Origin of the sequence: Sphingobium sp., assembly GCF_033795625.1 — a bacterium.
Taxonomy (GTDB): domain Bacteria; phylum Pseudomonadota; class Alphaproteobacteria; order Sphingomonadales; family Sphingomonadaceae; genus Sphingobium.
In genome coordinates this window covers 16,723-29,993 of record NZ_JARYGI010000008.1, presented here as the reverse complement: position 1 = coordinate 29,993, position 13,271 = coordinate 16,723, and the positions used below count along the sequence as shown (strand labels likewise).

Annotated in this window: 12 protein-coding genes; 5 read left to right on the top strand and 7 right to left on the bottom strand. The window is 60.1% G+C overall.

Annotated features, from left to right (window positions below; translation table 11 throughout):
- Positions 1-15: 15 nt before the first annotated feature.
- From QHC67_RS05785 to QHC67_RS05760, 6 genes are all read right to left on the bottom strand, one after another.
- Entirely contained in the window at positions 16-1,365 is a 1,350-nt protein-coding gene (locus QHC67_RS05785) for an ATP-binding protein (RefSeq protein ID WP_319292297.1), read from the bottom strand.
- Positions 1,362-2,081 (bottom strand): response regulator, encoded by a 720-nt coding sequence (locus tag QHC67_RS05780; protein ID WP_319292294.1) that lies wholly within the window; start codon positions 2,079-2,081, stop codon positions 1,362-1,364. Before QHC67_RS05780 ends, QHC67_RS05785 begins: the two co-directional genes overlap by 4 nt.
- 109 nt (positions 2,082-2,190) lie before the next feature.
- Positions 2,191-2,805: an EF-hand domain-containing protein gene (locus QHC67_RS05775; RefSeq protein ID WP_319292291.1), complete on the bottom strand. Its 615-nt coding sequence runs from the start codon at positions 2,803-2,805 to the stop codon at positions 2,191-2,193.
- A gap of 139 nt (positions 2,806-2,944) precedes the next feature.
- On the bottom strand, positions 2,945-3,778 hold the full coding sequence (locus QHC67_RS05770; protein WP_319292288.1) for a sulfite exporter TauE/SafE family protein: 834 nt from the start codon (positions 3,776-3,778) through the stop codon (positions 2,945-2,947).
- Between the two features lie 129 nt (positions 3,779-3,907).
- Complete coding sequence (locus tag QHC67_RS05765) at positions 3,908-4,426, bottom strand: GNAT family N-acetyltransferase (RefSeq protein WP_319292286.1); 519 nt, start codon at positions 4,424-4,426, stop codon at positions 3,908-3,910.
- 134 nt (positions 4,427-4,560) lie between these two features.
- Positions 4,561-7,233 (bottom strand): TonB-dependent receptor plug domain-containing protein, encoded by a 2,673-nt coding sequence (locus tag QHC67_RS05760; RefSeq protein ID WP_319292283.1) that lies wholly within the window; start codon positions 7,231-7,233, stop codon positions 4,561-4,563.
- A 319-nt stretch (positions 7,234-7,552) separates the two neighbouring features.
- Between QHC67_RS05760 and QHC67_RS05755 the strand changes: the two genes are divergently transcribed.
- On the top strand, positions 7,553-7,897 hold the full coding sequence (locus QHC67_RS05755) for a UrcA family protein (protein WP_319292280.1): 345 nt from the start codon (positions 7,553-7,555) through the stop codon (positions 7,895-7,897).
- 83 nt (positions 7,898-7,980) lie between these two features.
- Here the strand turns inward: QHC67_RS05755 and QHC67_RS05750 are convergent, their stop codons facing one another.
- Positions 7,981-8,742: a competence/damage-inducible protein A gene (locus tag QHC67_RS05750; protein WP_319292278.1), complete on the bottom strand. Its 762-nt coding sequence runs from the start codon at positions 8,740-8,742 to the stop codon at positions 7,981-7,983.
- A 78-nt stretch (positions 8,743-8,820) separates the two neighbouring features.
- Here QHC67_RS05750 and map point away from each other — a divergent pair, with 78 nt between their 5' ends.
- The 4 genes from map (at position 8,821) to QHC67_RS05730 (ending at position 13,214) form a co-directional block, all read left to right on the top strand.
- Positions 8,821-9,651 (top strand): type I methionyl aminopeptidase, encoded by an 831-nt coding sequence (gene map, locus QHC67_RS05745; RefSeq protein ID WP_319292275.1) that lies wholly within the window; start codon positions 8,821-8,823, stop codon positions 9,649-9,651.
- Between the two features lie 252 nt (positions 9,652-9,903).
- Positions 9,904-10,242, top strand: coding sequence for a P-II family nitrogen regulator (locus QHC67_RS05740; RefSeq protein WP_319292272.1), 339 nt, complete (start codon positions 9,904-9,906; stop codon positions 10,240-10,242).
- A 105-nt stretch (positions 10,243-10,347) separates the two neighbouring features.
- Positions 10,348-11,760, top strand: coding sequence for a type I glutamate--ammonia ligase (gene glnA / locus QHC67_RS05735; protein WP_319292270.1), 1,413 nt, complete (start codon positions 10,348-10,350; stop codon positions 11,758-11,760).
- Positions 11,761-12,527: 767 nt separating this feature from the next.
- Positions 12,528-13,214 (top strand): HPP family protein, encoded by a 687-nt coding sequence (locus QHC67_RS05730; RefSeq protein ID WP_319292267.1) that lies wholly within the window; start codon positions 12,528-12,530, stop codon positions 13,212-13,214.
- Positions 13,215-13,271 lie beyond the last annotated feature (57 nt).

Genomic DNA, 13,271 nt, shown 5'->3' with positions numbered 1-13,271 from the left:
ATTGACCTGAGAGGTCTAGCCGGGAATAACGAGGCTGGCCTCCAGACCTCCTTCCGGCCGGTTGGTCAGCCGCAACGACCCGCCATGTTCGGCTATGATAGCGCGCACAAGGGCCAGCCCAAGGCCTGCCCCGCCAGTCTCCCGATTGCGCGATCCTTCCAGGCGCGTGAAGGGCTCCATCATTTCCTCCATGCGGTCTTCTGCGATGCCCGGCCCCTCGTCGCTGACGCATATGCGGATCGAGCCGCTGTCATGGATCACCGACACCTGCGCTCGATGCCCATAAACCACGGCATTCTCGATCAGGTTGCGCAAAGCCCGGCGGATGAGCTGCGGACGTACCGGAGCAACAGCGCGGTCGCTTTCGATCATCTCGACAGGTGAACCCAGTTCGATGAAATCCTCAACCACTGCGTCAGCGAGAGCAGAGAGGTCGACCTTGACGAGCGGCTCCATGCTGCGTCCCGCGCGCGCGAGCGAGAGGATGTCGTCCAGCATCCGGCTCATTTCCTTGATCGTTTCGGACATTCGCGCCCGCTCCGCCTCGTCCTCGACGGACTCGGTGCGCACGCGCAGAGAGGCCAGCGGCGTGCGCAGATCATGACCGATAGCGCCCAGCATTCGGTCCTTCTCGTCCAGCATCGCAAGCAAGCGAGCGCGCATTGCGTTGAAGGCCATCGTCATGTCCCGGACGTCGCCGGGTCCTCGCTCCTTCACCGGATCGGAGGACCCGCTCAACGCGAACTGCCGGGCAGCGGCCGTGAGGTCCTTGAGCGGACGCGCCAACCTTCGACCGACCCAGAGTAGCGGCAGCAACACGATAACGTAGAGGATCAGGGTCTGCCCTACCAACCAGCCGTTGAGACGCGGCAGCCCGGTGCCCATACGGCTTTGGGCCGTGACCCACAGCCCCGGCGCATATTCGACCGCCAGCGTCAGGCGATGCGTCATACGCGGCCTGTGCGGGTCGAGACGATTTCTCATCCTGGAGCGGCGATCGAAACGCGGCTCCTCGATATCCTCGAAAGCCAATAGCGTTCGCGGGGATATGCCGACATCTTGCAGCATATCCGCCGCGCGCCTCTCCGCATCGCTCCGTCGCGTGCCGGATAAGCCAGGGCGGGACCGGAAGAACGCGACGCGGTTTGGCCCCTGCATACGAAAGCCGATACCTTCGCGTCTTTCCAACGCATCGACAATGCGCGCCACGGAAGGAGCTGTCGCGGTCGTCAACAACATGCGATTGCGTTCGCGTAACAGGAGGGCAAAGTTGATGACCTGAGCGACGAACAGCGCCAGCGCGACGATCAGGATGACTTGGCCGACCAAGCTCTTCGGCAGAATCCGCTGCCATAACTTCGTCACAGCTTTCGCACTTCCGCGGCAAGCGTGTAGCCGCCGCCCCACACCGTTTTGATGAGATTAGGGTTCTTCGGATCTTCCTCGATCTTCTTGCGCAACCGGCTGATCTGATTGTCGATGGCGCGATCGAAGGCATTTGCTTCCCGGCCTTGGGTGATGTCGAGCAGCTGGTCACGACTGAGGACGTGATTGGGCCGCGTGACGAAGGCGATCATCAGATTATACTCGGCCGTGGACAAGGGAAGCGACACACCTTCGCTATCCACCAGCGTCCGCTCCTGCGACTTCAGCACCCAGCCTGCAAAGGCATAGCTTGCGCCATCGGCGCCAGCGACACGCTGCCCTCCTGTAGCGACGCGCCGGAATATCACCTTGATGCGGGCCACGAGTTCGCGGGGGGAAAAGGGCTTCAGAACATAGTCGTCCGCACCCATTTCAAGGCCGACGATCCGATCCGTCTCTTCGGATTTCGCGGTGAGCAGGATGACCGGTGTGTCGCTGGTCTCGCGGATATGGCGGCATAGGCTGAGTCCGTCTTCACCTGGCATCATGATGTCCAGTATGACGAGATCTATGGCATTGGCGGCCAGCCGCAGCCGCGCCTCTGCCGCGCTGTCCACCGCCGTCACACGGAAGCCATTCCGCTGCAGATATTGCGCCAGAGGCTCCCGAATGGAGCGCTCGTCGTCGACGAGGAGAAGGTGAGGCCGGTCTGTCATGCTGACGTCTTCTCATGACGTTGCGAAATAAGGAAGGGCGAAGGACGCGCTCCGGAACGTAATTCGCCCTTCCCCGACATGGCATCTGCTCGTTATCCGAGGCAGGGGATCATTGGTTCTGCGGCTGTGGCGGCACATGCCGCCCCTTGCCGTGACCGCCACGAGCTGGATGCGCCGCTTTCAACTCCTCAGGGGTTACCGTCCCATCCTTGTTGGCATCGGCCCGGTCGAACATGGCAATGGGGCGCGCCATGAACTCTGCCCGGGTGATGGTGCCGTCCTTGTCGGCATCTACTCCCCACATACCGCCGCGCATCTGGCCGCCGCGACGGCTTGGCCCACGTCCTGCCGGACCGCTGTCGCCGCTGCGCCACTCAGCGACCTTCGCCTGACGTGCGTCTCGCCGCGCCTGAAACTCTGCCTTACTGATCTGGCCGTTGCCATCGGTGTCCATCTTGGCAAAACGTTCATCAAAGCGCTTCTGGTGGAGCGCCTCGCGCTCTTCCTTCGTGACCTTGCCGTCACCGTTCGCATCCATCTTCGCGAACATCTGCTCCGCCGCGGCAGTCGCCTCTGCCTTGGTGAGCTTCCCATCCTTGTTTACGTCGGCATGCATGGGGCCACGCACGAATTGGCCGGCCGCAGGTGCGTTGCTTTGCGCCACTGCAACGCCGCCCACTATGAGCATCGTGCCGATGGCCGTTGAAACCAGTATCTTTTTCACAGGGTTGTCCTTTGCATTCATCTGTCCTGCCATCCCTAATGAGGCTCATTTGTCCTCAGGATGTGTCACGAAGAGAATGCAATTGTCGCAATTTGTCGCACCGGCATGACGTGCAGCGACAAGCCTAACCCGCGAGCATCTAGATCTTGGTCGCGTTCCGGAACATCACGATAGCTATCACGATCAGGTAGACACCGAACACTTTCTTCAATGGAGCAGCAGGCAAGCTGTGCGCCGCTGCTACGCCCAGAGGCGCGGTCAGCACCGACATGCAAGCTACCGCAATGGTCGCAGGAATGTTCACATAGCCTAGCGACCCCCAAGGCAGATCTTTCGCGCCAAGACCTATGATCGCAAAACCGATGGCACTTGGAATGGCAATCAACGTGCCGATCCCCGATGCGGTGGCAATAGCCTTGTGGATGGAGCGCCCGCACAATGTCATCACCATGATCGCAATGGTTCCGCCGCCAATCCCCAACAAGGCGGAAAAGGTTCCCAAGCCACCGGCAATACCGACGCGCATCATTCCTGAAGGCATGTTCTGGCTGACGACCTTGTTGCCGACCTTGGGCAGCAGGAAGTTTAGCGACATGAGGAAAACGCCTATCGCGAAGATCATCGTCAGCACATGGCCATCGACACGCCCTGCCAATATGACCCCCACGCCATCTCCCAAGATGATCCAGGGCGCCCATGTACGAAGAATTTCGAACTCCACTGCGCCACGTTTCGCGTGCGCAAGCAGGGATCGTATCGACGTCACGATTATCGTGGCGGCGGACGTCCCGATGGCGACATGGGCAATCGCCTCAGGCGTACCACCCAGAAGGGGGAGCACGATGAACAATGCGGGGACGACGACGAATCCACCGCCGATGCCGAAGATGCCTGCTGCAAAGCCCGCGAACAAACCGGCTGCGAGTAACGAGAGAAGCGGGATGCCGAAGCTGGCCAAGCTGGAGAACTCCATCAGGACAATCCTGCGCAACGGGAAGCTGGAGCAGACATGGCTCTCTGGCACCTCAAAAAGTGCGCTGCCGATTTGCCTTTGGCAGGAGCAATGCCCGCGCCGCCGATATGATACATAGGATGAGCCCTGCTACTGAATATTTTTTTGCATGGTGACGAGTGGTACGCCACTATCCTGAAAACGAGCGACGTCTCGAAACCCGTAAGCACGGTAGAGAGGCTCGCCTGCCAAAGTGGAAGAAAGTTCCAGCTGCAGAAAACCCTCGTTCCGTGCCGCTGCTTCACATAAAGCCAGAATAAGCCTTCCGACACCTTTTCGAACATGATCGGGATGCGTGTACATCGCTCGTATGCGAGCAGGTTCGCTGGCCGGGTTCAGCAAACGATCGCTGCGCCCCGGAGTGCTATCGTGCCCATAGGAGGTTTCGCGACGGCTCCACCCCCCGCATCCGGCCAGAGCGCCGTTCCGCTCGATTACGAAGTAAGTTCCGTCATCGATCAGACGCGTGTCCAGCCCCATGAAGCCGTGGCTCCTGGCGATCTGTTCCGATGTGAGAAAAGGTGCCTGAAGCTGATCGATGCAGAGCGTGACCAGACGACTAAGTGCAGGCTGATCGGCAGCCATCGCAAGGCGGTGAGTCAAGGACATGATTAGCGCGCTTTAGGATTGCTATCCATCGAAGGCCGACTCTTCGTCGAAGCGGGGAGATGGCGAAAGCCCTTGCAGATCGCCATCTCTCGTGGATAGACAGGCCGACGCGGAGATCGGCCTGTCTCAGTATGTCAGAACGTGACGTTGATACGCGCGTAATAATACCCACCGTTGATACCGTAAGGCGAGAACAGAGGATATTTGCTGGTCGAATAGCCGCGCTGGCGGTTTTCCAACTCGAAGTTGCGGATGAACTCCTTCGAACGTTCCGTCGGGTACTTATTGAACAGATTATTGGCGCCGATCGATAGCTTGATCGGCCCTGCAATCTGGTATCCGGCTTCCAGATCCGTCAGGAACGAAGCTTTCACCGGCACCTTGATAAGCGTTCCGGCATTGGGACCTTCATTGGCGTTCTCGAAAGCGTAGACTTCCGAATAATAGCTTTCACGAAGGTTCAAGCTGAAATTGCCCCAGTTCCAGAATGCATTGAAGGTCCCGCGGAACCGCGGGGTGCTATGCTCCAGTTCGACCTGGGTATCCGTGCCGATCAGCGCTGTAAGCCCAGGATTGATAGTGCTGGAATAGAGCGCCGAAGGTAGCCCGTTTATGCTCAGGACCTTATTCACATTGTAATTGCCAGTTAAAGTAAGGTCCAGCCTGCCCATTTCACCCAGGTCGGTGTTGTAGTTGGCCACAACATCAACACCGCGCGTGCGCATCTTGACGCCGTTGACGAAGCTTTGCACCGAAACGCTGCCATCCACGTTCCGCGTAGTCCCGTCAGGGAGATAAAAGACATAGCTCGGTATCGCCGCGGCATCTGCCAAGGATGTCACGTTGCCGGTTCCGCCAAGCGCAGCGTTAACGGCGCCCAGGACCGCCAGCTGGTTGTTGATGGCATATCGATCAGCATCGTAAGGCAAGCATCCTGCAAGGGTAACGCCTTGCGGGCACCTTTCGCCCGTGAAGCCATTGAACGTCGACGAGGTCATGATGCGGTTGCGAATGGTGATCTGATAGGCGTCGAGCGTAACGGTAAAGTTCGGCGCGGGATTGAACACGAAGCCCGCGCTGAAGTTGGTCGATTTTTCAGGTTTGAGACCGCCGAAACCGAGTGCAGCCGCAGCCGCTGAAGCCGGTGGCAGCACACCGCCAACCGAGCTTGGCCCCACGTTGATGCCCGAATAGCCGCCTTCGGCCAGCGTCGGAGCGCGGAAACCCGTGCTGACCGTGCCGCGCAAGGCAAACGAGTCAGTGAAGTCATAGCGCGTCGTCAGCTTGAAAACCGTAGTGTCGCCAAAGTCGCTATAATGCTCATGGCGGACAGCGCCGTCGACGAGCCAGTTTTCGACGGGCTTCAAGCTAATGTCGAGATATTGCGAGAAGTTGCTGCGCTTGTACTTGCCAGCATCGTTCGGGCTGTAGCCGAAGAACGATTGCGCGCCGCCGCCGTAATAGGACGCAGGATCGCCAGCCTTGATCCCAAATGTTTCCTTGCGATATTCGAGACCCGCGGCAACGTTAACAGGTTCGCTAAGCCCCATCTCGAAAGCATGCGTAAGATCGAGCGTGTTGGTCCACTGCGTATTGAAGAAATCGCCGTTGTGGAATTCGGTCGGAGTGAAGCCGGTATCGCGGTAGAGCTGAGCGTTGCCCGACTGCAGGACGTAAACGCCGATCTCGTCCCTGCCGTAGGTTGAAGCAATATCAAAAGAGGTATCGCCGATCGTGCCTTTGAAACCGCCAGTGAACGCATAGTCGGTTTCGTTGATATGCTCCTGCGGCTGGAAACCGCCCGGATAGAAGGGCACGCCCGCGATACCACCAGCAGCGATCGTGCCCGGTCCGCTCACGATCGTCAGCGGGAAGCGCGTGTTTTCGTAAGCAGTCGCTTTCTTTTTACCATAGCTGCCGAAGCTGTAGACTTCGTAGTCGCCAAATTCATAGCCGGCATTGTACATCACGACCGTCTGCTGGATTTTCGGATCGCCGATGATGCGATTGGTATAAGGGTAGCCAGGCAGATCAGCGACTGCCGGGAAAGCGCGGGTCGCCGATCCTGTGCCGGTGGCGTAATCCTGCGACTGCGGATTGATGTCGCCGCGGAAGCTGAAGCCCTTTCGCTTTTTCTGGGCGGAAACGTTGAGGTACATGCCTTCGATCGGTGCGATGCCGATATTGCCGCCGACGGAATAGGTCTTGCCGCCCTGGTCGTAATATTCGCCTGCGGTGGCGTTGATCGATCCGCCGTGATCCGCTTTTTTCTGGATGAAGTTGATCACGCCTGCGATCGCGTCCGTGCCGTATTGCGCCGCCGCACCGTCCTGCAGCACTTCGACATGATCGATCGATTCCGGGATGATGAAGCTGATGTCCGGCGCAGCGCTGCCGCCATAGGGGCCACCCGCGACAGAGACGTTGGCAGTGCCGTGACGGCGCTTGCCGTTGACGAGGATCAGGGTGTGGTTGGGACTAAGACCGCGCAGCTTCATTTGCAGCGTGTGTGCCTGAAGATCGCTGCCGAAGCTCTGCGCCTGCACTGAGGGCAGCTGTTGCGCCAGGCTCTGGAGCAGATCCGGCGAGCCGGTACGCTGTAAGGCGTCCGAGCCAATCAGCTGGATCGGCGCCGGGCTGTCGGCTGCCTTCATGCCCGTCGTGCGGGTTCCGGTGACGATGATCGTGGAATTGTCGGCTTCTTCCGCGGCTGCCTGCGGTGCCGTATCCTGCGCCCATGCCGATGATGCGCTAATCGCCAGCGCCGCAACCAGCGCGCCTCGCGATACCAAACCCATTTTCTTCATTATCTATGGCCCCCTTGCTTCGTATTCGAATTAGTTGGCCTCTCCTTTTGGGTGTTCCTTGTCATTGCTGCGGCCGCCATTGGCTTGGCCGGTTCCTGTGTCACCACGATCATCAACGAAGCCGCGACGGCGATCCGCCATGCACAGATGCAATTCACGAGAAAATGATCGCAGAGGAGAGCAGATCGACGCGGTGAGCGCCTAATTCGGCGGCTTGCACTTGAAAAAGGCACGGCGCAGGCCCATTGCAAAAGAGCGCTTCAACTTTGATGCGTGAAAGGAGGATCGATTAAAGATCGACCTCGCCAGGAGGATGCCAATGTTCAAATTTCCCGAATTCGGGCGAGCCTTCGCTGTGATCGCTGTTCCTGCTTTGGCGATGGCCAGTCCCGCTGCCATGGCCGAGCCTGACATCAATGTCAGCTATGCGCCCAACAGCCGCGCTGTAACCCAGACGACCGCAGTAGATATATCCGACCTTCAGCTGAACAGCGCCAAAGGCCGCCATACTGCAGAGCGGCGCATCGTTTCGGCTGTGAAGACCGTATGTAGCGAGAACAGGATTTTCTCGACCGATGGCAAGCGCGACTATGCGCGTTGCTTTGCTGAATCGCGGGCGAAGGCGATGGCTGATGCGGGACTCGTGCGCACCGCATCGCGCTAACTACTCAATAAACAGGATATCACGTCAAAGGGCTGGATGCGGCTGGACCGCTCCGGCTCTTTACGTGTGTCCCCGGTCTGCGGCTATATGCCTCCCTCGATGACTGCATGCTCGTGCTTCTCAAGGGCAGCCTTCAAATCGGCGATACAGGAATCCACGGCGTCGGCATCGGTCGAGCGCACCACGAAGTTCGCGCCTACCCGACCTTCGCGGAAAAAGGGGTAGCTTCCAATCTGACAGGCATCATGCGCCTTTTCCGTGGCGCGCAGGATGTCAGCCACTTCGCTTTCCGCAACCCAGCAGCCGACCTGGCGCGACAGGAGCGGCAGGCCGCCCTCCAGCTTGCCGGTAAGGCTCTCCAGCATGCCTGCGGTGATGTGCGGAACACCCGCCATGATGAAGATGTTGCCATGCCGGATTCCCGGCGCGCCCGACATGCGGTTCTCGATAAGCTCCGACCCTTCAGGCACGCGCGCCATGCGAAGCCGTGCCTCGGTCAATCCGCCACGGCTTTCATAATAGCCCTCAAGCGCCATCTTCGCGCGAGGATGAACCACCACGTCGACGCCCAGCGCCACGGCAATGGCATCCACTGTGATGTCGTCGTGGGTCGGACCGATGCCGCCTGTGGTGAAAAGATAATCGTTGCGCGCTCGCAGCAGGTTCACGGCTTCCACGATCGCGTCCTGATCGTCCGCAACGACGCGTACTTCCTTCAGGCGGATGCCCTGCACGTTCAGCCAGCTGGCGATCTGCGCGATGTTCTTGTCCTGCGTACGCCCTGACAGAATCTCGTCACCGATTATGACAAGAGCGGCAGTCCATATGCGAGCGGGCGTGTCCATGACATCGCCATAGCGCGGTGAGGCTATCGCGCAAAGCACCCTCTCGCAAAAGCCTCCGCTTGATCCTATAACGGGCGCATGACCGAATATATGACGATGACCGCGGACGCGCCTGCCTCCCGCTCCAGTGCTATCAAGCTCCACGACGAAGCCGGGTTTGCGGGCATGCGCAAGGCGGGCCGGCTGGCCGCGGAGGTCCTGGATGCCCTGGTGCCCTATGTGGTGCCCGGCGTCACGACCGGAGAGCTGGACGACATCGTCCGGCGGATGACGATCGAGGGTGGCGGCGTACCCGCGACGCTGGGCTATCGCGGCTATACGCACAGCTGCTGCACATCGATCAACAACGTCATCTGCCACGGCATACCGGGCGAGAAAGAGTTGAAGGAAGGCGATATTGTCAACATAGACGTGACGCCGATCATTGACGGGTGGCACGGCGACAGCAGCCGCATGTATATCGCTGGTGAGGCTCCCATTAAAGCCAAGCGCCTCGTGGAAGTGACGTACGAATGCCTGATGCTGGGCATCGAGCAGGCCAGGCCCGGCAATTTCCTGGGCGACATCGGGCACGCGATCCAGCGGCACGCGGAAAAGCATCGCTATGGCATCGTCCGCGATTTCTGCGGCCATGGCGTAGGCCGGGTGTTCCACGACAGCCCCGAAGTCGTGCATCTCGGACGGCCCGGAACCGGCCCGGAGCTGAAGCCGGGGATGTTCTTCACCATCGAGCCCATGATCAACATCGGCAAGGCAGGCGTCAAGATGCTCGAAGATGGCTGGACGGCAGTAACGCGCGACAGGTCGCTGTCCGCGCAATTCGAGCATTCCATCGGGATCACGGAAACGGGCTGCGAGATCTTCACCAAGAGTCCTGCGGGACTGGACGCCCCTCCATATTTGCGCTGAGAGACGCGTTTCACCGGCCTGCCTAAAATTTAGGCGCGACATCTGATAAATGCCCGAAAACCGGGCGCGATGGACAAATTTTGCTGCATCGCCGAAGCTGTTCTGGCGATTCGCTAATTGGCACGGTAATTGTTTGTTTACGGATGCGACATGCGCGTGGGGGCGCGTCTGATTACGTTCGTAGGCAGCTTGCAAATGCGATGCTGCATAGTCTGAAGCGCCTGTCGCCGAGAGGGGTTGTAAAAAAGTCTGATGAAGAAAATCGAAGCCATCATCAAACCGTTCAAGCTGGACGAGGTGAAAGAGGCGCTGCACGAAGTCGGCGTGTCCGGCATCACCGTCACCGAAGCCAAGGGTTTCGGTCGCCAGAAGGGTCATACGGAACTGTATCGCGGCGCGGAATATGTCGTCGATTTCCTGCCGAAGGTGAAGCTGGAAGTGATCGTCGAGGACAGCCTTGCCCAGCGCGTGGTCGAGGCAATCGCGGCGGCCGCGCAGACGGGCCGCATCGGCGACGGCAAGATCTTCGTCTACGCCGTCGAATCGGCCCTGCGTATCCGCACCGGAGAACGCGACGACGACGCAATCTGACTCCTTCCCCGTTCCTGCCGGGCGATCCGGCATGGTACGGGATCCACAATTTTCCACTGCTAACGACCACTGCCCGCGGGGGCACACACAGAAGGGTAAGCTACGATGGCGAATACGCCGAAAGACATTCTGAAGATGATCGAGGAAAAGGAGATCGAGTGGGTCGATGTCCGTTTCACCGATCCCAAGGGCACCTGGCATCACCTGACCATGGTCGCTGGCGTCATCGGCGAAGATGAACTGACCGACGGCCTGATGTTCGACGGTTCGTCCATCGACGGCTGGAAGGCGATCAACGAATCCGACATGATCCTGAAGCCGGACCTGGACGCTGTGTACTTCGACCCGTTCAGCGCGACGCCGATGATGATCCTGTTCTGCAACATCGTCGAACCCAACACCGGCGAACTGTATGCCCGCGATCCGCGCTCGACCGCCGTGCGCGCCGAAGCCTATGTGAAGGCCGCCGGGTTCGGCGACACCGTCTACATCGGCCCGGAAGCCGAGTTCTTCATGTTCGACGACGTGACGTTCGGCACCGACTATGCCGGCAGCTTCTTCAAGATCGACGATACCGAACTGCCGACCAACACCGGCCGCACCTATGAAGGCGGCAACCTGGGCCATCGTCCCCGCGCCAAGGGCGGCTACTTCCCCGTCGCGCCGGTCGATCCCTGTGTCGATATCCGCGCCGAGATGGTGTCCACCATGCTCGAAATGGGCCTGCCCTGCGATAAGCATCACCATGAAGTCGCCGCGGCCCAGCATGAACTCGGCCTCACCTTCGGCACGCTGACGCAGACGGCCGACCGGATGCAGATCTACAAGTATGTCGTGAAGATGGTGGCGCAGGCCTATGGCAAGTCCGCGACCTTCATGCCCAAGCCGATCAAGGAAGATAACGGCTCGGGGATGCACACCCACATCTCCATCTGGGACAAGAGCAAGCCGCTGTTCGCGGGCGACGGCTATGCGGGCCTGTCCGACATGTGCCTGTACTTCATCGGCGGCGTCATCAAGCATGCTAAGGCGCTGAATGCCTTCACCAACCCCTCGACCAACAGCTACAAGCGCCTGGTTCCCGGCTACGAAGCGCCCGTGCTGCTCGCCTATTCGGCGCGCAACCGCTCGGCTTCCTGCCGTATTCCGTACGGCGCGGGCACCAAGGCGAAGCGCGTCGAGTTCCGCTTCCCCGATGCGCTCGCCAATCCCTATCTCTGCTATTCGGCACTGCTGATGGCGGGGCTCGACGGGATCGAGAACAAGATCCATCCGGGTGAGGCGATGGACAAGAACCTCTACGACCTGCCGCCCGAGGAACTGGCCGAAGTGCCCACCGTCTGCGCATCGCTGCGTGAGGCGCTGGACAGCCTGGAGGCCGATCACGAGTTCCTGCTGAAGGGCGACGTGTTCACCAAGGATCAGATCGACGCCTATGTCGAACTGAAGTGGCCCGAAGTCGCGCGTTGGGAAATGACGCCTTCGCCGGTCGAATACGACATGTACTATAGCGGTTAAGACTGCGGAAACCGCGATGCGGTTCGTTTAGACTACAGGGGGCTGTTTCCTTTCCGGCCTGCTGAAACGGAGACCCGGCTGTGCGAGGCAGCCGGGTCTTTCTTGTGTGCGGCGGGCGGTGTGTCGGAGCGCGGCAAGACGCCGGAAGGTGACAAAGGTGACACTACGTCACCCCCCACCCGGCCTCCTTGCGCGCGATGACCTGTTGGAGAGCGGGCGGGCTCCGTAGGCGCGGAAGGTCACGAAAGTGGTGCTACGTGGCCCCCGATGGCGCTCCGGCACGTTGGGAGACATTTCCGGCAGGAGGGATAACCGCCGAAACGCGTCCAGCATGATGGACGCGGTCGGGCACGATCCTATGCACATCATCATTCTTCCCCTTCCCACCCGTTGTCCGGGCCAGCCGAAAACTTCCTGCCCGGATTCGCGCAGTTTCCGGCGATGCGAGCCCCCACGCTCCCCCGGTCGCCAATGCGTCGATGCCGTCCGATGGGCGGTCGCCTGTCCGATCTTCCTGCGCGACTAGTGCGAGGAACATCGCAGCGAATATCCGGCCGGGACTGCCCGCACAGGGCGTCTGGTTGAGCGTGGATCGCGGTATAGTCCACGTGCAGACGTGTAGGACAGACGGAAGTACGACTTCGCCCGCCGCAGCCGGAGCGTCATATGCTCGCTATGGCGCTGCCTCGATTTTCTTTCTTCCTGAAGCTGAGCAGGCGCATTAGCTGAGCCCCCCGGCCTTTCCCCCGCCAGAGTATCATCGTCCGATGCGAAATTTGACCATAAGGCTGTTCAGGCCCCTGCTGGCGGGCGGAAACCTGCGCGACCGGATTGTCGCCTGCCTTGGCGCCTTCATCGGGATCGCATTGGCGGGTCTGACCTATGCGGAGATATCGCCCTTTCACCACCCAGCGCTGGTGGCGCCGATCGGAGCGTCCGCCGTCCTGTTGTTCGCGGTGCCATCCAGCCCCCTCGCCCAGCCCTGGTCGATCATCGGCGGCAATAGCGTCTCGATACTGGTCGGCATTGGCATCGCCCATCTTCCGATTGCGCCGCTGGCTGCGGCGGGCCTTGCCGTGGCCGCCGCGATCCTTGCCATGTCGCTGCTGCGCTGCCTGCATCCGCCAGGTGGGGCCGTCGCGCTGAGCGCCGTGCTTGCGGTCCCCGGCGCGGTCTCGTCCCATGCGCTGCTCGCCGCTCCCGTGGTTCTGGATTCCCTGATCTTGGTCGTGATCGGCTGGTTCTTCCATCGCTATTCCGGCCATTCCTATCCGCACAGGCCGGTGCCGGTGATGTGGCGCAGCGTGCCTCCGGAAGCCAAGCCGTCCGTGTCGCTGGAGGATGTGGACAAGGCGCTTGCGGACCTTGGCGAAACCTTCGACGTCAGCCGGGAGGATCTGGCGTTGTTGTTCACGTTAGCGGAAGCGCACGCCCTAGAGCGTCAAAAGGCCTGATATTGCCTAGAATGCTGATTTGCAAAAATATCAGCATATGCGAAAACGCAAACAATT